The organism is Amycolatopsis melonis, from assembly GCF_040064235.1.
Taxonomy (GTDB): domain Bacteria; phylum Actinomycetota; class Actinomycetes; order Mycobacteriales; family Pseudonocardiaceae; genus Amycolatopsis; species Amycolatopsis melonis.
In genome coordinates this window covers 445,873-470,472 of sequence record NZ_JBDZYD010000006.1, presented here as the reverse complement: position 1 = coordinate 470,472, position 24,600 = coordinate 445,873, and the positions used below count along the sequence as shown (strand labels likewise).

Here is a 24,600-nt window from a genome sequence, read left to right as displayed (position 1 = left end):
TTTAACACGGCAGTGGTGGTGGCGCCGCCCCCCCCCCCCGGGGGGGGGGCGGCGCCCCCCCCCCCGCGCCCCCCACGGCGATAAGGCGGGCCATTGCCCCAGCGGGCCCGCCCACCACGCCAGCCCAGCCCCAGCCCACCCCCGGCCACCACGCCACCCGGCCCCAAGGCGAACCCAGCACCCAAGGCCCGGCCGATGCGAGCCCACCCCGCCATGCCCCACCACGACCCACCCCACCCGAACCGCGACTACCGTGGCGGGCATGAGCAACACCGAGGCCGCCCCCGCCGAACTCGCCTGCGGCGACCGGCCGTCGGCCGCCGATCCCGAGCGTCCGGCCGTCGAAATCCTCGCCCCGCGCGACGTCCCGCTCGGTGGTCCCCGCGCCATGCGTGTCCGCCGGACCCTCCCCCAGCGGTCGCGCTCGCTGATCGGTGCCTGGTGCTTCGCCGACCACTACGGCCCGGAGGAGGTCACCGGGCCCGGCGCGATGGACGTCGCTCCGCACCCGCACACCGGCCTGCAGACGGTGAGCTGGCTGTTCGCGGGCGAGATCGAGCACCGCGACAGCCTCGGCACGCACGCCATGGTCCGCCCCGGCGAACTCAACCTGATGACCGGCGGGCACGGCATCTGCCATTCGGAGGTCTCGACCGCGGCCACGAAGACACTCCACGGCGTCCAGCTTTGGGTGGCGCTGCCCGAACGGCACCGTCACGCGGCACGCGCGTTCGACCACTACGTGCCCTCGGTGAACCGCATCGAAGGCGCGGAAATCCGCGTGTTCCTCGGCTCGCTGGCCGGGCGCACGTCCCCGATCCCGACGTTCACCCCGCTCCTGGGCGCGGAGATCGTGCTGAGCCCGGACGCCCACATGTCCCTCGGCGTGGACCCCCGCTTCGAGCACGGAGTCCTGGTCGACACCGGTGAAGTCGTCGTGGCCGGCGACCGCGTCCGGGCGGCGGAGCTGGGGTACGTCGGCACCGGCGTGCGGTCCCTGACGCTGAGCAACCGCGGCGCGGCGCCCGCCCGGTTCCTGCTGCTCGGGGGCACACCGTTCGAGGAGGAAATCCTCATGTGGTGGAACTTCGTCGGCCGCACCCACGAGGAGATCGCGGCCTTCCGCGAAGCGTGGGAAGCGGAATCCGACCAGTTCGGCAGCGTCACAGGGTATCCGGGCGCGCGGCTACCGGCACCGGCCCTGCCGGCGGTCCGCATCAAGCCCCGGCGCAACCCCGGCCAGGAAACCGCCCACGGCTGACCCGAACGCGGCCGCGTCGTCCAGCCACGGGTAGTGCGCGGCACCGGGCAGCACGACGACCCGGCCGTCCGGGAAGAGCCCGGCGAACTCGGCGGCGACCGCCGGGCTGATGATCCAGTCCAGCTCCCCGGCCAGCACGAGCACCGGAGCGGTGACGTCTCCCAGCGCACGGCGCGTCGCCTCGGGCTCGAAGGCACCCGCCGAGTTGTACATCCGGGCGGCCACGGCGTTGCGCTGACCGGCTTCGGCGGCATGGTGACGTCGGGCGGCGGCGTCCCAGCGCCCGTAGTAGACCGGCGCCAAGGCGGCCCAGTCGGCGCTGGTCGCGCTCCGGGCCGCGACCGACTCGTAGGCGGCGGCCGCGGCGGCGAACCAGGGCGCATCGGCCCGTCGCGCGATGATCTGCCGCCGCTCGTCGGCGGTCAGCTCGAAGCCGACGGCCCGTGGGCTCGGCGTGACCAGCACGAGCCGGTGCAGGCGCTCCGGGTACCGGGCCGCGTACCGGACGGCCAGGCTCGCCCCGGCGGAGTGCCCGAGCAGGTCGAGCCGCTCGAGGCCGAGGTGCTTGCGCAGCGCCTCGACGTCCTCGACCTGCCGGTCGCACCGGTAGGTGGCCGGGTCGGCGGGCGCCTCGGAACCACCGGTGCCCCGCAGGTCGAGCACGGCGATCCGGCGGCGGGCGCTCAGCCCGCCGAGATCGCCGAGGTAGGCACCGGCCCGCATGGGGCCGCCGGGCAGGCACACCACCGGCGGCCCGGCGCCGGAGCCGGAAAGGCGGCAGGCGAGCCCGGTTCCGTCCGGCGCGGCGAAGGTCGGCATGCCCCGACCCTGACATCCCCGGCCGGGAAGGACAAGAGGACAGGCCTGTCCACTGTGGACCGAAGTCAGCCGGTGCTCACCCGCTCCAGTGCGGCGAACACCCGCTCGACGTCGACCGGGGTCGTCCGCCAGTTGCTGAAGGCGGCCCGCAGCGCCGGACGGCCGTCGTACACGGTCGGGGTGAGGAACGTCGTCCCGTCCTCGGCGATGGCGCGGACCAGGGCGTCGATCCGTTCCTGGGTGGCCTCCCCGGCCACGGTGAAACAGACGACGTTGAGCCGCACCGGCGCCAGCAGCTGCCAGCGCGGTGAGCCGTCGATCCGCGCACCGAGGTCCCGGGCGAGGGACACGCAGCGCTCGACGATCTCGCGGTGGCCTTCGCGGCCGTAGGCCACGAGCGAGAACCAGGCCGGCAGGGCACGCAGGCGCCGGGAGTTCTCCGGGGTGAGGTGCAGGAAGTCCGGGGTGTCGCCGATTTCGCCGAGGTAGGCCGCGTCGTTGCTGAACACGCGCAGCTGCAGGTCGCGCCGCCGGGTGAACTGGACGGCCGAGTCGTAGGGCACGTTGAGCCACTTGTGCAGGTCGACGACGACCGAGTCGGCCAGCTCGAGCCCCGCGGTCAGGGCGGCGTGCTGCGGGGCCAGCGCGGCGAACCCGCCGAACGCGGCGTCGACGTGCAGCCAGAAGTCGTACCGCTGCTTGAGCGCGGCGATCGCCCGCAGGTCGTCGAAGTCGACGGTGTTCACGGTGCCTGCGTTCGCGACGACGATGGCCGGTCCGTCGAGCGCGTCGAGTGCTTCGGCGAGCTTGCCGACGTCGACGGCTTCGCGGCCCGGCAGCACCGGCACCGTCCGCAGCGCGGAACGGCCCATCCCGAGGAAGGACAGGGCCTTCATGATGCTGGAGTGCGGCGAACCGGACAGGACGGTGACGGGCCCGAGCGCGGCGGCGCCGTCGTCGGAGACGCTCACGCCGGCCCGTTCGCCGAGCCACTCGCGGCCGATGGCCAGTCCGGTGACCGTGGACATCGTGGCCCCGGTGACGAACGCGCCGGAGAAGCCACTGCCGAGCCCGAACAGCTCGGCCAGCCAGCCGACGGTCTCCCGTTCGAGGTCCTGCGCGCAGGAGTCCATGCCGCTGGCGGGATTCTGGTCATAGGTGGCGGTGACCCAGTCCCCCGCCAGCGCGGCCGGCGTGGCACCCCCGGTGACGAAGCCGAGGTACCGGGGCCCGGCACTGGCGGCAAACCCGGGCTCCCACCGCCGCGAGAACTGTTCCAGGGCACCCCGCGCCCCGGCACCCTCGACGGGCAACGCCGCCGCAACCGCGCCACGGGGCGGCACGGCGGCCGCCCGTTCGGACAGCCCGGCCAGCGCCTCACCGGCGAGCTTGCTCGCGGCATCGAGCAGATCGGGCAGGGAGTCCAGGTCTTCGGCCAACCTCGCGTACATACCCCGACGCTAAGCGCCCTACAGCAAGGCTGTCGCGGGCCAATCCCCCAAAACTGGCCCGCTCCACACCGGAGACCGCGATGCCCCGCCAATCACACGCGATGCCCACCAGTCACGCGAGATACCCCGCCAGTCACACGCGATGCCCCCCCCACACACACACACGCGATGCCCCACCAGTCACGCGAGATACCCCGCCAGTCACACGCGATGCCCCGCCAGACACGCGAGATGCCCCGCCAATCACACGAGATCCGCCCCTAATCACGCGAGATCCGCGCCCAATCACACGAGATCCGCGCCCAATCACGGGAGATCCGGCCTCAATCACGGGAGATCCGCGGCGGGATCCGGGTCCTGCCCGTTCTGCCGGACACGTTGTGCTCCGGCAGCGGAAGCGGGCAAGGAGCCGACCCGGCGCCGCAGGCGGCGGACTCGGGCCTCGGCCGGGTCGAACGTCACCCGGCGCAGCGGGCCGGTCAACAGCAGCACCACCACCATCGCCGACAGCGCTGCCAGGACCATTGCCGCGACGAACTGGGCTGCTCCCGATGTTGCCGTTCCCAGGACCGCGAAGCCCGTCAGCACCAGCGCCGACGGGGCCAGCAACGCCGACAACACCGGCAGGAGCGGCACGCGGTCACCGTCGGGGCGGCGGGCGGACACCACCGCCGCCCCGGCGCAGGCGACCGCCGCGACCAGGAGGCAGCCGCCGACGGTGTCGCTCAACCGGTGCCAGCCCAGTGCCACCGCTGCGGCCGACACCCAGGCCACGCCCGTCGCGCCCACCGCCAGGGCCGGCAGGCGGAACCGGCGGGGCAGCACGATCGCGAGCGCCAGCAGCACCGCCATGGCCGCGCTGACGTGGCCGCTCGGGAAGCTGTTGTGGCCTGCCACGCCGAGCCCGTCGGCGGTGCTGGGCCGGTCCAGCACGTACAGCTTGAGCAGCTGCGCCACCACCAGCGGGGCGGCCAGCAGGAGCAGGGCCGTCACGCCCAGCGCGAACCGGCGCCGGGCCAGGGAGATCAGCATGATCAGGACCGCGACGCCGCCGAGCAGGACCACCAGGTCGGCCTGCCGGAGCGGGGCCGCCCAGCTCACCGTGTGGCCCGCCGTCTGGGCGGTGCGCACGACGCCGTTCTCGACGCTGCGGCCGGCCTCCGTGCGGACGAACAACAGGTAGGCCGCGACGAAGGCGAGGGCGAACCCGGCCGCGCCCGCGGCCAGCACCGCCGTGCGGGACGCGGCCCGGGTCGCGAGCGCTTGCCGGCCTTCCGCGCGGGCCGCGGGGGGTGCCTCGAAGAAGATCACTGCCATGTCTTCGACCCTGGAGACGGCATTTCGGGATCCGGTCAGCGCGATGTCATGGTTTTGCTACAAGATCCGCCCGGGTCGCCACCCCGTGCGCTTTTCCGAATAATGGCGCCGTGGCCGAGGTACTGGTGGTGGAAGACGACGCGGCGGTGCGGGAGGGTCTGCAGCTGGCCCTGCGCCGGCAGGGACACGTGGTGCACACCGCGGAGTCGGGCGAGCTCGGCATCGAGGTGCTCGTGCAGCACCGTCCGGACATCGTCGTGCTCGACCTGATGCTGCCCGGCATGGACGGGTTCGAGACCTGCCGCCGGATGCGGGCCTCGGGTCCGGTCCCGATCATCATGCTCACCGCGCGCAGTGACGACTTCGACGTTGTGGCCGGGCTCGAAGCGGGCGCCGACGACTACGTCGCCAAGCCGGTCGAGCCGCGTGTGCTCGACGCGCGGATCCGGGCCGTGCTGCGCCGGACGGCCGTCGAGCGGCCGGGCGGGCCGCCGGAAGCCCACGAACGGCACGGCGACCTGGTGATCGACCGGGCCGCGCTCGAGGTCACCAAGCGCGGCGAGCCGGTCTCGCTGACCCCGACCGAGCTGAAGCTGCTGCTGGAGCTCTCGCGCACGCCCGGGCAGGTGTACAGCCGCCAGCAGATCCTCTCGGCCGTGTGGGACCACGACTACCTCGGCGACTCGCGGCTGGTCGACGCCTGCGTGCAGCGGCTGCGCGCGAAGATCGAGGACGTGCCCGCGAAGCCCGAGTACGTGCAGACCGTCCGGGGGTTCGGCTACCGGTTCGGGCGGTCGTGAACCAGCGGCTCCGGGCGTGGCTCTCCGGGCTCCAGCTCCGGCTGGTCGCCGCCTTCGCGGTGATCATGATCCTCGGCGCCATCACCGCTGCCGGCGGGATGTACGTCTCCGCCCGCAACGCCATCCTCCAGGGCGTGCAGGACCAGACCATGGTGAGGCTGCGCGACCAGATCGTCGCGTACCTGCCGACCGTGTCGCTGCCGCCGACCCAGGGCACCCTCGACGCGATGGCGACGGCACTCAAGTCCAGCGGCGCGCTCGTCGTCTACCACGACCTGCACGCCACGACGGGCATGTCGCCGGACGACGTGCCCGCCGAGCTGCGCCGGGCCGTGGCCGCCGGCACGAACATCGAGTTCCAGCGGGTCGACAACCACGGGTTCCCGTTCTTCTTCGTCGGGATCCCGGTGCAGTCGGACCACAAGCCGAGCGGCCTGGAGGTCTACGCGGCGGTGCCGCTGGGCCAGCAGGAGGCCGCGATCGACGACCTCGCCCAGCAGGCGTGGGTGTACTCCGCGCTCGCCCTCCCGATCGCGGTGGCGGTGGCGCTGCTGGCCGCCCGGCAGGTGCTGCGGCCGGTGCGGGCGCTGAACACCGCGGCCGACCAGCTCGGCCGGGGCCGGCTGGACGTGCGGCTGGACGTCCGGGGTGCCGACGAGCTGGCCCAGCTGGTCACGACGTTCAACCACACCGCCGCCGAGCTGGAGCGGACGGTCGGCACGCTGCGCGCGATGGAAGCCGACGCGCGGCGGTTCGTCGCCGACGTCTCGCACGAGCTGCGCACGCCACTGGCGGCGATGAACGCGGTCACCGACGTGCTCGACGAGGACGCCGGGCAGCTGCCCCCGGACACCGCCGTCGCGGCGCGGCTGGTGTCGGCCGAGACGCGCCGGCTGACCCGGCTGGTGCAGGACCTGATCGAGATCTCCCGGTTCGACGCCGGGCGGGCGGAGCTGCGGCGGGAGGACGTCGACGTCGCCGCGGCGGTCACCGACTGCCTCGCCGCCCGCGGGTGGGAACCCGGCGACGACCTCCGCACCGACCTGCCCTCCGGGATCACCGCCCGGCTCGACCGGCGGCGGCTGGACATCGTCGTGGCGAACCTGGTCGGCAACGCCCTGCGCCACGGCGCGCCCCCGGTCGAGGTGGTCCTGCGTGAGGAGCGCGGGGACGTCGTGCTCACCGTCACCGACCACGGGCCCGGCATCCCCGAGGACGTCCTGCCCCGGGTTTTCGACCGCTTCGCCAAGGCCGACACCTCCCGCGCCCGCTCCGAAGGCAGCGGGCTCGGGCTGTCCATCGCACGCGAGAACGCGCGCCTGCACGGCGGTGACATCGTCGCGGCCAACACCGGCTCGGGCGCACGGTTCGAGCTGCGCCTGCCCCGGGAGGCGTGGTGAAGAAGCTCCTCATCGTGGCCGTGCTGCTGCTGGTGAGCGCGTGCGGGGTCAAGCCGACCGGCGTGGTTACGGCCGGCCAGGCCCCGACGCTGCGCAACCCCGGCAGCAACGGCCGCGGCACGGACGTCATCCTCTACTTCGTCATCGACGGGCGGCTGTCACCGGTGACCCGCCCGTCCGGCGGCACGACCGACGTCAACACCGCATTGTCGCTGCTGCTGAACGGTCCCTCGGACGACGAACGGGCCAGCGGCTACACGACGATGCTGCCCCGGGAACGCGGCCCGATCGCCCTGAGCCCCGGGACGCCCTCGGCGGTGATCTCGTTCCCGTTCCCGGTGACGCAGCTGACGCAGGTCGCGGTCAGCCAGGTGGTCTGCACGGCGTTCGCGGCGATGGCCGTCCAGAACACCTACGCAATCGACGGCACCGTCACGATCAGCGGGACCGACGGCCAGCTGCCCTCCCAGGCCTGCCAGGCATTCTGAGCCGAGAGGTCCACTGTGGACACTCTCAGCCGGGATACGGCCGCGCCGCCCTGGCGTCGGCGAGCGACCGCGCCCACCAGGTGAGCTGCTCGAGCATCGCCTTCGCCGCCACTGTCGCGCCTTCGTCGGACGGCATCCCGTCCGGCCCGAAACACGTGTGGGCACCGTGGAAGCTGACCGTCTCGCGGATGGTGACCGCGTGGAGCTCGGCGAACACCGCACGCAGGTGCTCGACCGCGCGCAGGCCGCCGGAAACCCCGCCGTAGGAAACGAAAGCCACCGGCTTGGCCAGCCACTCGTCCCGGTGCCAGTCGACGGCGTTCTTGAGGGCGGCCGGGTAGCTGTGGTTGTACTCCGGGGTGACCACGACGAACGCGTCCGCCGCGGCGAGCCGCTCGGTCACCTTGCCGACCTCGGCGGCGACCGCCGGGGCGGGCGCCGCGCCGAACGCGGGCATCGCCAGCGGCACGTCGTGCTCGGCGAGGTCGACGACGTCCACCTCGAACCCGCCGAGCCCGGCGGCGAGGCCGGCCAGCCAGCGCGCCACCACCGGACCGAACCGTCCTTCCCGGACACTTCCCACGATGATGGCGACCCGGACGGGAGCTTCGGACACTGTTCCTCCTCGACACAGCGGCGTTGTTGCCGTCTGCGCCCAGGGTGGAAGTTCAAGCTCCCTTGAAGTCAAGCGCGCGTCTGTGCTTGGCTGGCGACCATGGTGAACGCCACGCTGCCCGACCTGACCGTGGGCGAACTTTCCCGCCGCAGCGGGGTTCCCGCGTCGACCCTGCGGTTCTACGAGGACGAAGGACTGGTCCAGAGCCGCCGCACCGCCGGCAACCAGCGCCGTTACCGCCGTGACACGCTGCGGCGGGTGACGTTCATCCGGATGTCGCAGCGGGTCGGCATGCCGCTGTCGGCGATCCGGGAGGTCCTAGCCCTGCTCCCCGACGACCGCACCCCCACGCGGGCCGACTGGGCACGCATCTCCCGGTGCTGGCAGCACGACCTGAACGCGCGGATCCGACGGCTGGAGCAGCTGCGCGACCAGCTGGACGACTGCATCGGCTGCGGCTGCATGTCGCTGGCGAAGTGCCGGCTCGCCAACCCCGGTGACCGGCTCGGCGCGGACGGCCCGGGGCCGCGGCGCCTCGCCGATCACCGCGGCGGCGGCGATCAAACCGGCTGCGAAGCCTGCTGAGAACCCGGCAGGGCTACCGGCGGCGTTCCAGCACGCCGCGGACGAACATCGCCTGGCCGGCGTGCTGGATGTCGTCGTCGAGGACGCTGATCAGGCGCACGCCCAGGGACACCGGCGGGTCCCAGCCCTCGTCGACGATCCGGTCGAGTGCCTTGTCGTCCAGTCCCTTGATGAACCGCACGGTCTGCTCGTGCACCGCGTCGTAGTAGCCGGTGAGCAGGTCCGGCTTGTCGACGCGGACGGCGCCGACGTCGGCCGGGCGGTGACCGTAGCCGGTGTCGTGGGCAGGGAACGGGAGGCCGAACCGCGACAGCCAGTCCTGCGCGGTCCACACCTGTTCGGTGCCCGCCACGTCGGCGACGTGGTCGTCCTGGACGCGGGTCAGGTGCCACACCAGCCAGGCGATCGAGTTGGCTTTGTCGTCCAGCCGGGCCCCGAGCTGCTCGGCGGTGAGACCTTCCACCGCCGCGTGCACGGTGCCCTGGACCCGGCTGTACCCGTCGACGAGCAGATCGGCCACGTTCATTCGGCTTGCCTCCCATTCCGACGCCGTCCCCCGGCGTGCTACCCGATCATGCCCGCCGGCAAACGGCGCCCGCTAGTGCGGGAGCAGCTGGTCGAAGAACGCGCGGTAGCGCCGCAGCGCGATGCGCAGCTCCTCGGTGGCCGGTTCGCCCTGCTGCCACTGGGCTTCCAGCTCGCTCTTGTGCTCGGCGAACGTGGTGGCCAGCGCGCTGATCACGGCGGCGACCAGCTCGTCGGCCTGCTGCACGGCCTGCTTCGGGTCGTCGACGAAGCCGGTCTGCACGTTCTGCCAGCGGTCGCGGAAGCCGGTGACCTTCTCTTCGTCGATCAGCGTGGGCGTCTCGACGTCCCCGCCGGATCCGGCGGGCGCGGCGTCCGTGCGGGCCGTGTCCTCCTCCTGCTGCTGCTGCCCGGCCGACGCGGACGCGAGGTCGGCGGTGCTCAGGGTGTGGTCGGCCTCCTCGCCGGTCCCGGTCTCGCCGTACTCGGCCCGGTCCTGGCCGGGTACTTCGGCCGTGCCCTCGTCGCGCAGGTTGCCCTCGTCACGCACGTCGCCCTCGTCGCGCAGGTCGCCGCGGTCGTCGTCGCGGGCGGTGAGGTCCTCGTCGTGCTCGGCGCTGTGCCTCGTCAGGTGCTCGGTCATGGTCAGCGTCCTCCGTTCCACTCGGTCCGCGGCTGCGCGGTGGCCTGGTGCTCGGTGCGGTCGGTGTCGCGACGGCCGGCGTGGTCGTGCCCGTTGCGGTCGTGCCCGTTCCGGCGGTCGTGGTGGTCGTGGTCGTGGCGCTCGTCGTCGGCGCCGTCGGTCAGCAGGTCCTCGAAGACGGTCCGGTAGCGGACCATCGCGTCCCGCAGGTCCTCAGTGGAGGCTGCGTCGCGCTTCTGCTGCGTGGTGTGCGCGGCCCGGTAGTGCTCCAGGGTCTTCGCGTGCCGCACGGAAAGATCGGCGACCTGCTGCTCGTAGCCCTCGGTCGGGTAACCGCGCTCGGCCATCAGCGCGACCAGCAGCCGGTCGGCTTCGGCGACGGCGTCGCGGGGCTGGTCGACGAACTTTTCCTGCACCTGCGCCCATTCCCGGGCGTAGCGCTCCCGCGCCGACGCCGACAGCGGGCGGATGTCGAGTTCCTTGTGCCGCCGTTCCCGCTCGGCCAGTTCCCGTTGCGCCGCACGGGGGTTGTCACTTTCCTTCACGGTCCGGTCGTACTCCGGGCCGAACCGCTGCTGCAGCCGTTTTCGCTGCATCTCCTGGGTCACGAGCCAGATCACGGCGCCGAGCACCGCGACGGCCGCGACGACGATCACGACGATCAGCCATGTGGGCATCGCACATACTCCTTCAAGGATGTCGAGCCCCCCGATGCGTCCGGTGTTCCCGCATCCCCGAGCGCGAAAACCGTGGTCACCCGCGATTCGGCCGACTGGCCGCGTCGATGCCGCCGGATGCCGTCGTACCGGACGTGACGGTGGGTGACCGGGAACCGGTCACGGTTGGCGGCGGAAGCGCGTGACGATCACGTGGTCCTTCGCCGGGCCGCGGACCGCCCATTCCTGCCGCCAGCGCCCCGCGTCGAACACGCGGTAGCTCCCGCGATAGCGGTCGTCGCGGCACGGGTGCTCGGTATCCCAGTGGCCGGCGCGCAGGTCGAGTTCGTGGAAGAAGCCGCCGTGGTCGAAGTGCACGTCGGCGCGGCCCGGCGCGGTGGGCCGGTAGTGCAGGGTGCGCGTGACCGGGCCGGTGTACGCGCCGAGCCGCATCTCGCCCGCTTCGCGGTAGACGAGCACGCCGTCCTCTTCGGTGAACGTGGCGGTCCCGGTCACCTCGCCCGCCGGTTCGCCGCCGGCGGTGCGGATCTCGCGGTCCAGCCACCACCCGCCGCCGAAATACGCGGCGAGGTCGGCGACCGGGAAGTACGCGTCCATCCCGGCCAGTGTGTCATCCGGTCACGACCGGCCCCACGGCGAGCGGCTCCGAGCCCGCCGCGCCGGAGGGCGGCCGGAAGTTGTCGGACCCCCGCTCTATAGTCGGCCGGGTGGCAGAGACCGACCTCGCACCGGTGTCCGACGCGCTGGAGACTCTCCGGCGCGTGTTCGGCTACGACAGCTTCCGCGGCGACCAGGCGGCGATCGTCGAGCACGTGATCGCCGGTGGCGACGCGCTCGTCCTGATGCCCACCGGCGGCGGGAAGTCGCTGTGCTACCAGATTCCCGCGCTCGTGCGGCCCGGCGTCGGCGTGGTGATCTCGCCGCTGATCGCGCTGATGCAGGATCAGGTCGACGCGCTGCGCACCGCAGGCGTGCGTGCCGGTTTCCTCAACTCGACCCAGGACTACGCGGCCCGGCAGGAGGTCGAAGCGGCGTTCCTGAACGGCGAGCTGGACCTGCTCTACCTGGCCCCGGAACGGCTGTCCGTCGAATCCACCGTCCGGCTGCTCGACCGCGGCAAGATCTCGCTGTTCGCCATCGACGAAGCGCACTGCGTCGCCCAGTGGGGGCACGACTTCCGGCCCGACTACCTCCAGCTGTCGGCGCTGCACGAACGCTGGCCGGACGTGCCGCGGATCGCGCTGACCGCCACCGCGACCGAGGCCACGCACAAGGAGATCTCCGCGCGGCTGAAGCTCGACGACGCCCGGCACTTCGTCGCGAGCTTCGACCGGCCGAACATCCAGTACCGGATCGTCGGCAAGAACTCGCCGCAGCGGCAGCTGCTCGAACTGCTGCGCACCGAGCACGCCGGTGACGCCGGGATCGTCTACTGCCTCTCCCGCAACTCGGTCGAGAAGACCGCGGAGTTCCTGGTGCAGAACGGGATCCCGGCGGTGCCCTACCACGCGGGCCTGGACGCGCGCACCCGCGCGAAGCACCAGGCGCGGTTCCTGCGCGAGGACGGGCTGATCGTGGTCGCGACGATCGCGTTCGGGATGGGCATCGACAAACCGGACGTCCGGTTCGTCGCCCACCTCGACCTGCCGAAGTCGGTCGAGGGCTATTACCAGGAGACCGGCCGGGCGGGCCGCGACGGCCTGCCGTCGACCGCGTGGCTCGCGTACGGCCTGCAGGACGTCGTGCAGCTGCGCAAGATGATCGACACGTCCGAGGGCGACGAGGCGCATCGGCGGCGGCAGACCGCGCACCTGAACGCGATGCTCGCGCTGTGCGAGACGGTGGAATGCCGCCGCGTGCAGATCCTCAACTACTTCGGGCAGCAGGCCGAACGGTGCGGCAACTGCGACACGTGCCTGAACCCGCCGGAGAGCTGGGACGGCACGATCCCGGCGCAGAAGCTGCTGTCGACGGTGGTGCGGCTGCGCAACGAACGGCGGCAGAAGTTCGGGGCGGGCCAGATCATCGACATCCTGCTCGGCAAGTCGACACCGAAGGTCACGCAGTTCCAGCACGACACGCTCAAGACGTTCGGCATCGGCACCGAGCTGAGCGAGGCGGAGTGGCGCGCGGTGGTGCGGCAGCTGCTCGCCCAGGGCCTGCTGGCGGTCGAAGGCGACTACGGCTCGCTGGTGCTCACCGACGGCAGCGCGGAGGTGCTCAGCGGCGACCGCACGGTGAAGCTGCGCCGCGAACCCGAGCGGGCCGCCGCCGCCCGGGTCCGCACCGCCAAGCGGGCCACCGCCGCGGCCGAGATGCCCGCGGAGGCGGCCCCGCTGTTCGAACGCCTGCGTGCCTGGCGGGCCGGCGTCGCGAAGGAGCAGGGCGTGCCGGCGTACGTCGTCTTCCACGACGCCACCCTGCGCCAGATCGCCACGCAGCGGCCGTCGTCACTGGCCGAGCTGGGCACGGTCAGCGGCGTCGGCGAGAACAAGCTCGCCAAGTACGGCGAGGGGGTTCTCGAGGTGCTGACCGCCGGTGACTAGTGGCCGGTGGCCGGCCGTCCCTGGCCCGGCTGCCCGGTCACGGAGCTGACCTTGCGGACCGCGCCGGCGATCTGCTGGTGGTACTTGCCCTTGGTCTTGTCGTCGACGAACTTCGCGGCCTTGCCGACGACCTGGTTCACCTTTTCGGGGTTCTTCTTGGCGTAGGCGCGAGCCGCGCCGGCGGCTCCGGCGAGCATCGTCAGCTTCTTCATCAGCGGCACGGTGGCCCTCCCTCGTCGAGTTCCGGTCATCCTGACAACGCGGACGAACCACCCGAAGGTTCCCCGTGTGACGACGGCCAAACCCCTACGGCTGCGGGAACGACCGGTAGAGCGCGGAAATCTGGTCCTTGTCCAGCACCCCGGGGTAGAGCCGCACGTCGTCGACGCTGCCCGGCCACGGCTCCGCGGGCGCGCCCGCGGCCAGCGCCCCGCCGATCCGCACGCCACCGGCGGGCTGCCACTCGGTGTTCAGGGTTCCGTCACCCACGCGGGTGCCGTTGACGTAGAGCCAGAGCCTCTTGGCGGCCGCGTCGTGGACGCCGACCAGGAACACCCAGGTGCCGGTTTCGGCAGGCAGGACGCTCTCGGCCGCCTTGGTCACGACGGGCCGGTCGCTGTCGGACTCCGCCGCGCGGAAGCTCCAGGCGCCGAGCTGGTTGTTGTCGTCGTCCATGATGTAGCCGAGCCGGAACCGGCTGGTGTGCTCCCCGTCCACGCTGACCGCGGTCGACAGGCCGAAGTTCGCGGTGGCGAGGTTCACCCAGGCCGACACGGTGAAGCTGCCGTCGGTCCGGACGTCCACGGCGTCCGACGCGGCGAAGTCGTCGATCCCGTCGAAGGTGAGCGCGTTGCCGCTGCGCCCCGGCCCGAAGACCGGTCCGTTGTGGAGCGTTGCGGTGCGGCCCGCGGCACTGTCGGCGGCCTGGTCACCGCCGGTCTCGTCGAGGAGCCAGTGGTTGCCGGGCTGCGGGTCGGCGGCCAGCGCGGCGGGCGCGCAGGCGAGCACGGCGGCCAGTGACAGCGCCGCGGGCAGGGCACGGCGGAAGTACTTGGTCGAACGCATGACGGGTCCCCCTGAAGGCTTGATCACCTGCGATCAGCTTCCGCCGCGGCGAGCGCGAGCACAAGAGCCGGTCAGCGGGATCCGGGCCACACCCGCGCGCCGAAAATGCCGCGCGCACCCCGCCACTCCGGCCCTAGGCTCGGGCCCATGCGCGACCTGGCGAGCCTGCCGAAGGCCCACCTGCACGTCCACCTGGAGAGCACCATCCGGCCGGGCACGCTCCGTGAACTCGGCGAAGCGAACGGCGTCGACGTCCCCGGCGAGCCGCCGGTGTTCGACGGCTTCCGGGCCTTCGCCGACTACAACGCCCTCATCCGGTCCTGCCTGCAGCGGCCGGAGGACTTCGAACGCATTGCGCGCGAATACGCCGAAGACGAAGCCGCCCAGGGCACGCGGTACGCCGAAGTCACCTTCACCGCCGCCTCGCACGGGGAACGGCTGGGGGACCTCGAAATGCCGCTCGCGTCCGTCCTGAAAGGACTGTCGCAGAGCGACGGGCTCCAGTGGCGCCTGCTGCTGGACCACTCGCGCCGCCGGTCGGTCGAACGGGCCGAGCGGACCCTCGACCTCGCGCTGAAGTACGACGAGGTCTTCGCGATCGGCATGGCGGGCGAGGAAAACCACTCGCTGCGGCCGTTCGCGGCCATCTTCGAGAAGGCCCGTGCCGCCGGCATCCACCTGCTGCACCACACCGGTGAAGACGCCGGGCCCGACAGCATCCGCGAAGCGCTGGACGTCGGCCGCACCGAACGGCTCGGGCACGGCATCCGCGTGCTCGACGATCCCTCGCTCGTCGCCGAGGTCCGCGAGCGCGGGCTCGCGCTGGAAGTCTGCCCGTCCTCCAACGTGACACTCGGGCTGGTGCCCTCGCTCGCAGAGCACCCGCTCCCCCGGCTGCGGGACGCCGGGCTGACCGTCACGCTCAACACCGACGTCCCCTCGGTCACCGGCGCCGCCCTCGCCGAGGAGTACGCCCGCGTGCAACGCGCGTTCGGCTACGACGACGCCACGATGGCGGACTTCGCGCGCGCGAGCGTCACGGCGTCCTTCGCTCCCGAAGCGGTCAAGACGAGGATCCTGCGGGAGATCGACGCGTGGCTCACCCCGGCAACAGCCGGGTGACGAGCGCGGACAGCTGCTGCACCGTGCGGCACTCGTGCATCTCGACGACCTCGGCGTACTCCCGCGCCGCCGAGTCGCCCGTCGACCACAGCGACCGCCGCTCGGGGTTGAGCCAGTAGACGTGCCGGGCGCGGGACCTGATCGCGCGGACCGCGTCGAGATTGGGGTCGCCGCCGTTGGTGCGGGCGTCGCCGAGGATGAGCACCGACGTCCGCGGGCCGACCGCGTCGAGCCAGTTCTCGGTGAACTGTTGCAGCGAGCCGCCGTAGTCGCTGTGGCCGTCCCAGCGCACCAGCGCCGCCTCGGCCAGCATGCGCGCGCCCAGGTGCTCGGGGTCGGCCGCGCCGGTGGTGACCAGGTGGGTGACCTCGTCGGTGCTGTCGACGAAGGCGAACACGCGGATCTTGGCGAACTGGTCGCGCAGCGCCTGCACGAGCAGCATCGTGAAGTTCGCGAACCCGGCCACGGACCCGGAAAGGTCGCACAGCAGCACGATTTCCGGACGGCCGGGCCGCCGGTGCCGGTAGGCGGGCCGCAGCGGCACCCCGCCGGTCGACAGCGACCGCCGCAGCGTCCGGCGCAGGTCGATCTGCCCGCGGGTGGTCCGCTTGCGGCGCGCGGCCAGGCGTGTCGCCAGCTTGCGGGACAACGGCTGGATCGTGCGGCGCAGCTCGGCGAGCTGGTTGCGGCTGGCGATGAGGAAGTCGACGCGGTCCGGGGACGGGGCGATGGCGTGCTGGGCGACGCGCTCGCGGCCGCGGACCTCGGCCGCACGGCGCCGCGCCTCGGTGCGGACCTGCCCGCGGAAGCTCTCGACGCGGCGGCGGATCTCGTCGCGGTCGAGCCGGTCGGTGAACTCGCCGCGGGCCCCGCCGCCGCGGACCGCGGCCAGTACCCGGGCGATCAGCGTCTGCGGCTGGAGCCGTTCCAGCGTCTGGTGGGCGGAGAAGCCGCCGCCCGGCCCGGACGCCGAGCCGTACTGGCCGAGCATGTCGACCGCGAGCCCGGCGAGCTGGGCCAGCGCCTGCTGGTCACCGCCGGCCAGCGCCGTCGCGAGTTCTTCGCGCAGCTCCTCCAGCGTCGACGGCGGGTCCTCGCGGGCCCGCTCGGGTGCGCCGATCCCGGCCGGGAAGTACAGGTCGAACGCGGCGTCGAACACCGCGCGCTGCCCGCCGCGGCGGACGAGCGCCGCGGCCAGGCCCTCGCGGACCAGCTCGCGGTCGTCGAAGCCGAGCACCTCCAGCGCGGCGGCGGCGTCGACGGTCTCGCTCGGGCCCGCCGGGATGCCCTGCGCCCGCAGCGCCCGGACGAACGCCGCGAGCCGCTCGGGCACGCCGCCGGTCACGACGCGTCCAGGACCTGTTCGAGCTGCAGCCCGGCGCCCGCCTTGGCGATGTCGTCCTGGTGCTTGAGCACGACGCCGAGGCTGTCGCGCACCACCGTCTCGTCCATCCTGGACGCGCCGAGCGCGAGCAGCGTGCGGGCCCAGTCGACGGTCTCGGCGACCGACGGCAGCTTGCGCAGGTCCATCGCGCGCAGCGCGGCGATCACGCGCACGACCGAGTCGGCGAGCGCGGCGTCGATCCCGGGGACCTTGAGCCGGACGATGTCGCGTTCGAGGTCCTCGTCGGGGAAGCCGATGTGCAGGAACAGGCACCGGCGGCGCAGTGCCTCGGACAGCTCCCGCGTCGCGTTGGAGGTGAGCACGGCGAACGGCGGGCGGGTCGCGGTGATCGTGCCCAGCTCCGGCACGGTGACCTGGAAGTCGCCGAGCACCTCCAGCAGCAGGCCCTCGACCTCCATGTCGGCCTTGTCGGTCTCGTCGATCAGCAGCACGGTCGGCTCGTCGGAGGAGATCGCGGTGAGCAGCGGGCGGCGCAGCAGGAACTCCTCGCCGAAGATGTCGGTGCGCGCGGCCTCCCACGTCTCGTCGCGGCCGGCGGTGATCCGCAGCAGCTGCTTCGCGTGGTTCCACTCGTAGAGCGCGCGGGCCTCGTCGATGCCCTCGTAGCACTGCAGGCGTACCAGCCGCGAGCCGCTGACCTGGGCGACGGCCTTGGCCAGCTCGGTCTTGCCGACGCCGGCCGGGCCTTCGACCAGCAGCGGCTTGCCGAGCCGGTCGGCGAGGAAGACCGTGGTCGCCACCGCCGTGGACGCCAGGTAGCCGGCGCCGGCCAGCCTGGCCGACACGTCGTCGACGGACGTGAAGAATCCGGTGCCCACCACTGGCCTCCTAAGCGGTCGCTCACCCGGACTGTACCCGAGGTGGCGGGTTAGCATCGGCCGCGTGACCTACGTTGCCGCTCCCGGCCGATACGACTCGATGCCCTACCGCCGCTGCGGGCGGTCCGGGCTCAAGCTGCCCGCGATCTCGCTCGGCCTGTGGCACAACTTCGGCCACGACCGGCCGCTGGAGACCCAGCGCGCCATCACCCGCCGCGCGTTCGACCTCGGCATCACCCACTTCGACCTGGCCAACAACTACGGCCCGCCGTACGGCTCGGCCGAGGAGAACTTCGGCAGGCTGCTGGCGGCCGACTTCCGGCCGTACCGCGACGAGCTGGTGATCTCCACCAAGGCGGGCTACGACATGTGGCCCGGCCCGTACGGCGAGTGGGGGTCCCGCAAGTACCTGCTGTCCTCACTGGACCAGTCGCTCGGCCGCCTGGGCCTGGACTACGTCGACATCTTCTATTCGCACCGCTTCGACCCGGAGACGCCGCTGGAGGAGACCGTCGGCGCGCTCGATCGCGCGGTCCGCGCCGGAAAGGCGCTCTACGTCGGGATTTCCTCGTACAGCTCGGAGCGGACCGCCGAGGCGGCGCGGCTGCTGCGGGAACTGGGCACGCCCCTGCTGATCCACCAGCCGTCGTATTCGATGCTGAACCGCTGGATCGAGACGGACGGCCTCCTCGACACGCTGGCGCGGGCGGGTGCGGGCTGCATCGCGTTCTCGCCGCTGGCGCAGGGCCTGCTGACGGACAAGTACCTGCACGGCGTCCCGGCGGATTCCCGGGCCGCGCAGGGCAAGTCCCTGGATCCGGGCACGCTCGACGAGGACCGCCTGCGCCGCGTCCGCGCCCTGAACGACATCGCCGCCCGGCGCGGCCAGTCGCTGGCCCAGCTGGCGCTGGCGTGGGCGTTGCGCGACAGCCGCGTGACGTCGGTGCTGATCGGCGCGAGCAGCGTGCGGCAGCTGGAGGACAACGTGGGCGCGCTGGGCAATCCGGAGTTCTCGGCCGAGGAACTGACCGAGATCGACGGCCACGCGACCGACGCGGACATCAACCTGTGGAAGCGCTCGTCGGACGCGTGACCGGCGCCGGGCTGAAAGGCGCTTTCCTCGCATCTGACGAGACGAACGGCCCGTTCGCTGCACCACATCTGCCGAAAGCGCCTTTCAGCTCGCCGGAAAGCGAGCCGCCGCCCCCCTTCCGGCGCCGGTCAGCCGAGGGCGTCGAGCAGCTCGCGCTCCCGCCGTGCACTGAGTCCTGCGCGCCGGTCCCGGTCCAGTCCCTGCTCGCGTTCCCAGCGCAGGGTGTCGGCCAGCAGCTCCGCGCGGGGCCGGTGCTGCAGTCCCGCGGCCTGTGCCGCCGAGCCGTCGCGGGCCGACCAGCCTTCCCAGCCCGGCTCGACCAGCCACATCGGCAGGGACTCCGGCCCCATGTACTGGGCCACGCCCTGGGCGAGCAGCCATTCCGGCTCGGCGGTGACCACCGGGCCGGTGTGCCCGCCCGCCGCCCGGGACAGCTCGATCCACTCGCCGAACGGGACGACCGGGCCGACCGCGTTGTACGTGCCGGTGGTGCCGTTCTCCGCGGCGTCGAGCAGCCAGCAGGCGAGGTCCCGCACGTCGATCACCTGGGTGGGCACGGCAGGCGTGCCGGGGACCAGCATCGGCCCGCGCGGATCGCGGGCGGCGCGGGCGGCCCAGTAGCCGGAGCGTCCGCTGTGGTCGCCCGGGCCGCCGATGAGCCCGGCCCGCGCGACGAGCAGGCGCTCGCCCACCGCGGCCGCCGACGCCTGCTCGCACGCGACCTTCGCCTCGCCGTACAGCTCCTGGCCTGCTTCGCTGCGGTCGGTCGGGGCGAGCAGGGCAGCGGACTCGTCCGCTCCCGGCGTGGCGTGGGAGGCGTAGACGTTGCCGGAGGAGACGTACGTCCAGTGCCCGGCCTTGACACCCAGCGCGTCGAGCGCGCCCCGCACGAACCCCGGCTGCCACGACACCTCGACGACCGCGTCCCACACCCGGTCCCGCAGGGACTCGTAGGCCGCCGGATCCCGCCGGTCGGCGGCGACCAGGGCCGCTCCGTCCGCGACGTCCCCACTCTCGCCCCGCGCGAGGCAGGTCACCCGATGACCGCGCCCGAGCGCCTGCCGCGACAGCTCCCGGCCGACCCAGGCCGTTCCGCCCAGCACCAAGATCTCCATACCGGCAGCCAAGCACCGATGATCACCGCCCGGCCAGGCGGTTCGCCGAGAGCGGAGCGGGCGCTACCGCGGCGCCGGCAGGTGGGTGGCCTCCGGGAAGAGGTTCAGTGCCCGCAGGGCCGCGCCCAGCTCGGCGATGTCTGCAGGGTTCGTCAGGGACCGGCCCAGTTCTTCGGTGATCCGCTTCAGCCGGTGGCGGATCGTGTTGGGGTGGCAGAACATCCGCTGCGACGTCAGCTTCGTCGAACCCTGGCAGTCGAACCACGCGCGCAGCGTCAGCAAGAGCACGTTCCGGTCGTCGCCCGGGAGGTCCAGGATCGGCTGGAGCACGTGGTGGGCCAGCTGGACCGACGCCTCCGGCGCGCTCGCCACCAGCCCGGCCAGCGGGGACTCGGTGAACTGGACCAGCCCCGGCGTCCCCGGCGTCATGCTCGACAGCGCCACCCTCGCCAGGTGCAGCGCGCGGGCCGTGTTGCCGAGGCCGGTGAACACCGGGCTCATCCCGACCCGGCCCACCGGGTGCTCGCGGACCAGGGAAACGATCGACGGCGCGGCCGCGGGGTCACGCAGGGACACCACGCCCACCTGCAGGTCCGGTGTCAGGCGCCACGCCGACGCGTGCTGCAAAGCCCGCAGCCGGGCCTCGATCTGCGGCAGCGGCTCCTGGCCGAGGCGCGGGGTCTCCGCCGCGACCACGACGAACGTGCCGTCCAGGGACAGGTCGAGCACGCGGGCGATGTCCCACAGCGTGCCCTCGGTCGCCGCGCCGCCCGCGAACAGCGCCTCGACCAGTGCCGAACGCCGGTTCTGGTGCGCCACCAGCACTTCCGCCGTCGTGTCGCGGTAGGACGTCGTGAGGGCTTCGGCGAGGTCGTCTATCAGGGCCCAGATCGCCGTCGTCGCGGCCACCAGCGCCGCGAGATCCTCCCGCTGCGCCGTCAGCTCGACGAACCGGTGCCACACCTCGGTGAGCCCGATCCGGTACGCGCGCAGCAGTTCCGGCAGCGGCGCGCCCTGCAGCGCCCGCGCCCGGCCGGTCGCCCGCGCCTGGGACAGGTCCGGGACGTCCGAGCCGCGCAGCGTGCGCATCACGTGCTCCAGATTGACGCGCACCGAGTTCCGCAGCTCGGCGTGCGTGACGAACCGGGCGTCGGCGTACACGGGCATTTCGGCGCGGATCTGCCGCACGGTGCTCTCGACCAGCTCCGGCAGCTTCCGCTCGACCTCGGCGGCGAGGGCCGCGACGCGCGGTGCCCGTCCGTCGGCCAGAAGCGCCTGGTAGTGCATGGTCCCTCCGGTCTCGGGCCGCCTCTTCGAGACCCGAGACCGACATCTAACCCGATCGTGGCCGCCACGTTCGGGTGAACTTGCTACATCAACCGCAGGTGCGGAGGTTCCTTTGTAGAACCTCCGCACCTGCGTCAGGCCATCTTCGCCGCCGCGCTCTTGATCGCCTCCCGGATCCGGAAGTACGTGCCACAGCGGCACACGTTCTGGATCGCGTCGATGTCCGCGTCCGTCGGGTTCTTCGTCTTCTTGAGCAGCGCGACCGCCGCCATGATCTGGCCGGGCTGGCAGTACCCGCACTGGGCGACGTCCTGCTCCAGCCAGGCCTCCTGGACCGGGTGCAGCTCGTCGCCGTCGGCCAGCCCCTCGATCGTGGTGACCTCCCGGCCCGCGCACTCCGAAACCGGTGTGACGCAGGGGTTGAACGCCTCGCCGTCGAGGTGGCTGGTGCAGGCCTTGCAGACGTTGATGCCGCAGCCGTACTTCGGCCCGCGGATCTTGAGCTTGTCGCGCAGCGCCCACAGCATCGGCAGGTCGGCGGGTGCGTCGACGGTGACGGTCTTCCCGTTCACCACGAACGTGTAGTTCGGCATGGGGACTCTCCTCAGCGCGGGAACGGGTCGAAGTCGACCGGGAAGGTGATCGGGAAGCTGCGCGGCTTGATCCCGGTGGCCCTGGCGTAGGCGTTGGCGATCGCGCCGACCGGCGCCGGCAGGCCCAGCTCGCCCGCGCCACCGATGTCGGACCCGTTGGCCGGCATGACGTGCACGGTGACGTCGGTCGGCGAATTCTTCTGCCGCGCGAAGTGGAACTGCGAGTAGCTGCCCTCCAGCGGCAGGCCCTTGTCGATGTGCAGGCCCGCGCTGAGCGTCGTGGAGATCGCGTCGGTCAGGCCGCCGAGCATCTGCGCCTGGATGCCGCGCGGGTTCACCGGCTTGCCGACGTCGACCGCGATCGTCGCCTTGGTGACGCGCGGGTGCTTCGGGTCGCGGGCGTCCAGCTCGACCAGGCAGGCGGTGTAGGACTTGTACTCGCCGTGCACCGCGACGCCCTGCGCGAACCCGGCGGGCAGCTTCCTGCCCCACTCGCCGAGTTCGGCGACCTTGTCGAGCACCGCGCGCTGCCGGTCGGACTTGATGAACTCGCGGCGGAAGGCCACCGGGTCCTTGCCGAGCTTCGCGGCGATCTCGTCGACCATGATCTCTTCGGCGCCACGGGTGTTCGCCGAATAGACCGACCGCCACGCCGAGGTGTGGAACTTCAGCGGCACCTCGTTGAGCAGCTGCGTGGTGACGCCGAAATTGTACGGCGACTTCACGGTCAGCAGGAACACCGTCTGCGCGAAGCTGAGGTTGCCGCCGACGGGCAGTTTCGCCGCGTACGCGGTGAGAATCTCGCCGAGGCCGTGACTCCAGTCGGTTTCGACACTGGCGACGCGGTGCTCGAACGTGAGCACCTGCCCGAGCGCGAACGTCGCGCGGATGCGGTGGTAGCTCGCCGCGCGCGCCCGGCCGTGGCGCATGTCGTCGATCCGGCTCCACATCAGCCGGACGGGCTTCTTCATCGCCTTCGAGATGTGCGCGGCTTCGAGGGCGGCGTCGAAGAACAGCCGCCGCCCGAACGACCCGCCGCCCTGCTGGACGTGCACGGTGACCTTGTTCTCCGGCAGCCCCAGCTCCTGGGCGATGGTCTGCTTCGCCACGATCGGCGACTTCAGCCCGGCCCAGATGGTCGCGCTGTCCTCGCGGACGTCGGCGACCGCGGAGTTCGACTCCATCGGCGCGTGGCTGGCGAAGGCGAAGTCGAACTCGCCGTCGACGTACTGGGTCAGCAGCGGCGGCACCGCGAAGGGCAGCGCGGCGGCACGCAGCTTCTTCTTGATCGTCTCGTTGTCCTCGCCGTCGACCGTGCCCGGTCCCCAGGTGACGTCGAGGGCGTTCTTGCCGTCGAGGGCCTGGCCGAACGTCTCGGCCATCACCGCGACGCCGGTCTTCACGACGGCGATGTCGATGATCCCGGGCATCGCGCGGACCGCGGCCTCGTTGTTGACCTTCTGCACCGTGCCGTTGATGGTCGGCGGGCGCCGCACCATCACCGGGTTGGCGCCCGGGATGTCGAGGTCGAGCGTGTAGACCTGCTTGCCGGTGACCATCGCGCGGGCGTCCTGGCGCGGGGTCGGCGTCCCGACGAGCGTGTGTGCGGACTCGGCCTTCGGCTGGACCGCGCCGGTCGTCAGTCCGGTCCGCGCCGCCGGCCCGGCGAGGGTGCCGTAGGCGGCGCTGCGGCCGTCCGGCGCCCACACGAAACCGTCGCGTGTGGACAGTCGCGACGCGTCGGTCCCCCACTGCGCCGCGGCCGCGGCGACCATCCGGGCCCGCGCGGTCGCCGCGGTGGCGCGCACGGGGTCGTAGAGCGAGCGCATCGTGTTGGAGCCGCCGGTGAGCTGGTTGAACAGCAGCTCGGTGCGGGCGTCGGAGAGCACGACCTCGACGCGGTCCAGCGGCAGGTCCAGCTCTTCGGCGACGAGCATGGCGTTCGCCGTGGTGATGCCCTGGCCGACTTCCGCGCGCGGCAGCTGCAGCCGGGCGCGGCCGTCGCCGGTGATTTCCAGGACGAGCATCCCGGCGGTCGGGGCGCATGACAGCGTCAGCACGTCGCCGAGGTCCAGGATCTCCGCGGGCTGCGGCAGCGTCGGCACGACGGCGTCGGCGCGGGCCGGGGCCACGGCGTCGGCGGTCAGTTTCGTGGCGACGGTCAGCGTGGGCGCGGCGATCAGGTAGGTGAGGAAACGGCGGCGGCCGGGATCGGCGGGTTCGGTGGCCATCGGGCATCCCTTGCTGGGAGGTGGCGGGGTGCGCGCCACGCTAAGGAGCCCGCTGGCCGGTCGTCAACGCGGCGTAGTCGGGTTCGCGCATCTCTGTGACGAGATGACAGTCGAAGCGGCCGAATGTGTGCGCCGCCACAGTGCCGGACGGCGTAACCGGCTGGTTCAGCCGGCGCCCCGCTCGCGGCGGGCTTCGAGCAGGTCGTCCCTGGCACGCGCGACCCGGGAGCGGACGGTGCCGACCGGGACGCCGCAGACGTCGGCGGCCTCGGCGTAGGACAGGCCGAGCACCTGGGTCAGCACGAGCACCTCGCGCCGGTCCGGGTCGAGGCCGTCGAGCAGCACGCGCAGCTCGACGAGGTCCTCGAAGCCGGTGGTGGCGCGCCCCTGGTCGACCGGGGCGTCCCAGTCGATCTTCGGCCGGGCGCCGGCGGCCCGGAGCTGGTCGACGACCACGCGGCGGGCAATGGACAGCAGCCAGGTGCGCGACGACGAGCGTCCGGCGAAGCGGCGGAGGCTGCCGAAGGCACGCAGGTAGGTCTCCTGCGTCAGGTCGTCGGCGGAGGAGGTGTCGGTGAGGTGGGCGAGGAAGCGCCAGACGTCGGCCTGGGTGGCACGGACCCATTCTTCGAGGGCTCGCCGGTCACCGCGGCCGGCCCGGAGAGCCAGAGCTGTGACGCGCTCGTCGTCTTCACCGCGGGTCATGATCCGGAATCTAGCAGTGAGCGGGAACCTTGGGGACC

General features: G+C 72.5%; 25 protein-coding genes. 8 read left to right on the top strand and 17 right to left on the bottom strand.

The window, feature by feature from the left end; translation table 11 throughout:
* Positions 1-262 precede the first annotated feature (262 nt).
* Positions 263-1,261, top strand: a complete 999-nt coding sequence (locus ABJI51_RS19190) for a pirin family protein (protein ID WP_348952400.1) — start codon at positions 263-265, stop codon at positions 1,259-1,261.
* Here ABJI51_RS19190 and ABJI51_RS19185 read toward each other — a convergent pair.
* The 3 genes from ABJI51_RS19185 to ABJI51_RS19175 form a co-directional block, all read right to left on the bottom strand.
* Positions 1,187-2,080, bottom strand: coding sequence for an alpha/beta fold hydrolase (locus tag ABJI51_RS19185; protein WP_348952399.1), 894 nt, complete (start codon positions 2,078-2,080; stop codon positions 1,187-1,189). The two genes, ABJI51_RS19190 and ABJI51_RS19185, sit on opposite strands and share 75 nt — an antisense overlap.
* 65 nt (positions 2,081-2,145) lie before the next feature.
* Complete coding sequence (locus ABJI51_RS19180) at positions 2,146-3,531, bottom strand: pyridoxal phosphate-dependent decarboxylase family protein (protein WP_348952398.1); 1,386 nt, start codon at positions 3,529-3,531, stop codon at positions 2,146-2,148.
* A gap of 327 nt (positions 3,532-3,858) precedes the next feature.
* Complete coding sequence (locus ABJI51_RS19175) at positions 3,859-4,848, bottom strand: phosphatase PAP2 family protein (protein WP_348952397.1); 990 nt, start codon at positions 4,846-4,848, stop codon at positions 3,859-3,861.
* Between the two features lie 110 nt (positions 4,849-4,958).
* Between ABJI51_RS19175 and ABJI51_RS19170 the strand changes: the two genes are divergently transcribed.
* The 3 genes from ABJI51_RS19170 to ABJI51_RS19160 all read left to right on the top strand — a co-directional run bounded on the left by ABJI51_RS19170 (position 4,959) and on the right by ABJI51_RS19160 (position 7,536).
* On the top strand, positions 4,959-5,648 hold the full coding sequence (locus ABJI51_RS19170) for a response regulator (protein ID WP_348952396.1): 690 nt from the start codon (positions 4,959-4,961) through the stop codon (positions 5,646-5,648).
* A 65-nt stretch (positions 5,649-5,713) separates the two neighbouring features.
* Positions 5,714-7,048, top strand: coding sequence for an ATP-binding protein (locus ABJI51_RS19165; RefSeq protein ID WP_431605639.1), 1,335 nt, complete (start codon positions 5,714-5,716; stop codon positions 7,046-7,048).
* Positions 7,045-7,536, top strand: a complete 492-nt coding sequence (locus ABJI51_RS19160; protein WP_348952394.1) for a hypothetical protein — start codon at positions 7,045-7,047, stop codon at positions 7,534-7,536. Before ABJI51_RS19165 ends, ABJI51_RS19160 begins: the two co-directional genes overlap by 4 nt.
* Before the next feature lie 25 nt (positions 7,537-7,561).
* Here the strand turns inward: ABJI51_RS19160 and ABJI51_RS19155 are convergent, their stop codons facing one another.
* A complete protein-coding gene (locus tag ABJI51_RS19155; RefSeq protein WP_348952393.1) occupies positions 7,562-8,152 on the bottom strand; it encodes an NADPH-dependent FMN reductase in 591 nt (196 codons plus the stop codon).
* 99 nt (positions 8,153-8,251) lie between these two features.
* On the opposite strand from ABJI51_RS19155, the gene soxR reads away from it, so the two are divergent.
* On the top strand, positions 8,252-8,737 hold the full coding sequence (gene soxR / locus ABJI51_RS19150; protein ID WP_348952392.1) for a redox-sensitive transcriptional activator SoxR: 486 nt from the start codon (positions 8,252-8,254) through the stop codon (positions 8,735-8,737).
* A gap of 13 nt (positions 8,738-8,750) precedes the next feature.
* Here soxR and ABJI51_RS19145 read toward each other — a convergent pair whose 3' ends face one another.
* From ABJI51_RS19145 to ABJI51_RS19130, 4 genes are all read right to left on the bottom strand, one after another.
* Positions 8,751-9,263 carry a mycothiol transferase gene (locus ABJI51_RS19145; protein WP_348952391.1) on the bottom strand — a complete coding sequence of 171 codons (513 nt, stop codon included), beginning with the start codon at positions 9,261-9,263 and terminating at the stop codon, positions 8,751-8,753.
* A gap of 72 nt (positions 9,264-9,335) precedes the next feature.
* Positions 9,336-9,905, bottom strand: a complete 570-nt coding sequence (locus ABJI51_RS19140) for a hypothetical protein (RefSeq protein WP_348952390.1) — start codon at positions 9,903-9,905, stop codon at positions 9,336-9,338.
* A gap of 2 nt (positions 9,906-9,907) precedes the next feature.
* On the bottom strand, positions 9,908-10,582 hold the full coding sequence (locus ABJI51_RS19135; protein WP_348952389.1) for a hypothetical protein: 675 nt from the start codon (positions 10,580-10,582) through the stop codon (positions 9,908-9,910).
* A 159-nt stretch (positions 10,583-10,741) separates the two neighbouring features.
* On the bottom strand, positions 10,742-11,179 hold the full coding sequence (locus tag ABJI51_RS19130) for a DUF6314 family protein (protein WP_348952388.1): 438 nt from the start codon (positions 11,177-11,179) through the stop codon (positions 10,742-10,744).
* A gap of 110 nt (positions 11,180-11,289) precedes the next feature.
* On the opposite strand from ABJI51_RS19130, the gene recQ reads away from it, so the two are divergent.
* Positions 11,290-13,128, top strand: a complete 1,839-nt coding sequence (recQ, locus tag ABJI51_RS19125; protein WP_348952387.1) for a DNA helicase RecQ — start codon at positions 11,290-11,292, stop codon at positions 13,126-13,128.
* Here recQ and ABJI51_RS19120 read toward each other — a convergent pair.
* Together ABJI51_RS19120 and ABJI51_RS19115 are read right to left on the bottom strand one after the other, a co-directional pair.
* Complete coding sequence (locus ABJI51_RS19120; protein WP_431605630.1) at positions 13,125-13,340, bottom strand: antitoxin; 216 nt, start codon at positions 13,338-13,340, stop codon at positions 13,125-13,127. The two genes, recQ and ABJI51_RS19120, sit on opposite strands and share 4 nt — an antisense overlap.
* Before the next feature lie 94 nt (positions 13,341-13,434).
* On the bottom strand, positions 13,435-14,193 hold the full coding sequence (locus tag ABJI51_RS19115; protein ID WP_348952385.1) for a LamG domain-containing protein: 759 nt from the start codon (positions 14,191-14,193) through the stop codon (positions 13,435-13,437).
* A 147-nt stretch (positions 14,194-14,340) separates the two neighbouring features.
* On the opposite strand from ABJI51_RS19115, the gene add reads away from it, so the two are divergent.
* Positions 14,341-15,315, top strand: a complete 975-nt coding sequence (gene add / locus ABJI51_RS19110) for an adenosine deaminase (protein WP_348952384.1) — start codon at positions 14,341-14,343, stop codon at positions 15,313-15,315.
* Here add and ABJI51_RS19105 read toward each other — a convergent pair.
* On the bottom strand, positions 15,293-16,660 hold the full coding sequence (locus ABJI51_RS19105) for a vWA domain-containing protein (protein ID WP_348952383.1): 1,368 nt from the start codon (positions 16,658-16,660) through the stop codon (positions 15,293-15,295). The two genes, add and ABJI51_RS19105, sit on opposite strands and share 23 nt — an antisense overlap.
* Entirely contained in the window at positions 16,657-17,538 is an 882-nt protein-coding gene (locus tag ABJI51_RS19100; protein ID WP_348952382.1) for an AAA family ATPase, read from the bottom strand. The genes ABJI51_RS19105 and ABJI51_RS19100 overlap by 4 nt, the downstream gene beginning before the upstream one ends.
* Positions 17,539-17,602: 64 nt before the next feature.
* Here ABJI51_RS19100 and mgrA point away from each other — a divergent pair, with 64 nt between their 5' ends.
* Entirely contained in the window at positions 17,603-18,631 is a 1,029-nt protein-coding gene (gene mgrA / locus ABJI51_RS19095) for an L-glyceraldehyde 3-phosphate reductase (RefSeq protein ID WP_348952381.1), read from the top strand.
* Positions 18,632-18,759: 128 nt separating this feature from the next.
* Here mgrA and ABJI51_RS19090 read toward each other — a convergent pair whose 3' ends face one another.
* From ABJI51_RS19090 to sigC, 5 genes are all read right to left on the bottom strand, one after another.
* Complete coding sequence (locus ABJI51_RS19090; protein WP_348952380.1) at positions 18,760-19,746, bottom strand: NAD-dependent epimerase/dehydratase family protein; 987 nt, start codon at positions 19,744-19,746, stop codon at positions 18,760-18,762.
* 63 nt (positions 19,747-19,809) lie between these two features.
* The gene (locus ABJI51_RS19085; RefSeq protein ID WP_348952379.1) at positions 19,810-21,033 is read right to left on the bottom strand and encodes a PucR family transcriptional regulator; all 1,224 of its coding nucleotides are present in this window, start codon (positions 21,031-21,033) and stop codon (positions 19,810-19,812) included.
* 134 nt (positions 21,034-21,167) lie between these two features.
* Positions 21,168-21,626 (bottom strand): (2Fe-2S)-binding protein, encoded by a 459-nt coding sequence (locus ABJI51_RS19080; protein ID WP_348952378.1) that lies wholly within the window; start codon positions 21,624-21,626, stop codon positions 21,168-21,170.
* Positions 21,627-21,637: 11 nt separating this feature from the next.
* Positions 21,638-23,857, bottom strand: a complete 2,220-nt coding sequence (locus ABJI51_RS19075; RefSeq protein WP_348952377.1) for a xanthine dehydrogenase family protein molybdopterin-binding subunit — start codon at positions 23,855-23,857, stop codon at positions 21,638-21,640.
* A 165-nt stretch (positions 23,858-24,022) separates the two neighbouring features.
* Complete coding sequence (gene sigC, locus ABJI51_RS19070; RefSeq protein WP_348952376.1) at positions 24,023-24,562, bottom strand: RNA polymerase sigma factor SigC; 540 nt, start codon at positions 24,560-24,562, stop codon at positions 24,023-24,025.
* Positions 24,563-24,600: the final 38 nt, after the last annotated feature.

Bases quoted from the DNA above. Each gene is read 5' to 3' on its own strand.
- ABJI51_RS19190 (WP_348952400.1), top strand. From the start codon at position 263: ATGAGCAACACCGAGGCCGCCCCCGCCGAACTCGCCTGCGGCGACCGG.
- ABJI51_RS19185 (WP_348952399.1), bottom strand. From the start codon at position 2,080: ATGCCGACCTTCGCCGCGCCGGACGGAACCGGGCTCGCCTGCCGCCTT.
- ABJI51_RS19180 (WP_348952398.1), bottom strand. From the start codon at position 3,531: ATGTACGCGAGGTTGGCCGAAGACCTGGACTCCCTGCCCGATCTGCTC.
- ABJI51_RS19175 (WP_348952397.1), bottom strand. From the start codon at position 4,848: ATGGCAGTGATCTTCTTCGAGGCACCCCCCGCGGCCCGCGCGGAAGGC.
- ABJI51_RS19165 (WP_431605639.1), top strand. From the start codon at position 5,714: ATGATCCTCGGCGCCATCACCGCTGCCGGCGGGATGTACGTCTCCGCC.
- soxR (WP_348952392.1), top strand. From the start codon at position 8,252: ATGGTGAACGCCACGCTGCCCGACCTGACCGTGGGCGAACTTTCCCGC.
- ABJI51_RS19145 (WP_348952391.1), bottom strand. From the start codon at position 9,263: ATGAACGTGGCCGATCTGCTCGTCGACGGGTACAGCCGGGTCCAGGGC.
- ABJI51_RS19140 (WP_348952390.1), bottom strand. From the start codon at position 9,905: ATGACCGAGCACCTGACGAGGCACAGCGCCGAGCACGACGAGGACCTC.
- ABJI51_RS19135 (WP_348952389.1), bottom strand. From the start codon at position 10,582: ATGCCCACATGGCTGATCGTCGTGATCGTCGTCGCGGCCGTCGCGGTG.
- ABJI51_RS19130 (WP_348952388.1), bottom strand. From the start codon at position 11,179: ATGGACGCGTACTTCCCGGTCGCCGACCTCGCCGCGTATTTCGGCGGC.
- ABJI51_RS19120 (WP_431605630.1), bottom strand. From the start codon at position 13,340: ATGAAGAAGCTGACGATGCTCGCCGGAGCCGCCGGCGCGGCTCGCGCC.
- ABJI51_RS19115 (WP_348952385.1), bottom strand. From the start codon at position 14,193: ATGCGTTCGACCAAGTACTTCCGCCGTGCCCTGCCCGCGGCGCTGTCA.
- add (WP_348952384.1), top strand. From the start codon at position 14,341: ATGCGCGACCTGGCGAGCCTGCCGAAGGCCCACCTGCACGTCCACCTG.
- ABJI51_RS19090 (WP_348952380.1), bottom strand. From the start codon at position 19,746: ATGGAGATCTTGGTGCTGGGCGGAACGGCCTGGGTCGGCCGGGAGCTG.
- ABJI51_RS19085 (WP_348952379.1), bottom strand. From the start codon at position 21,033: ATGCACTACCAGGCGCTTCTGGCCGACGGACGGGCACCGCGCGTCGCG.
- ABJI51_RS19080 (WP_348952378.1), bottom strand. From the start codon at position 21,626: ATGCCGAACTACACGTTCGTGGTGAACGGGAAGACCGTCACCGTCGAC.
- ABJI51_RS19075 (WP_348952377.1), bottom strand. From the start codon at position 23,857: ATGGCCACCGAACCCGCCGATCCCGGCCGCCGCCGTTTCCTCACCTAC.
- sigC (WP_348952376.1), bottom strand. From the start codon at position 24,562: ATGACCCGCGGTGAAGACGACGAGCGCGTCACAGCTCTGGCTCTCCGG.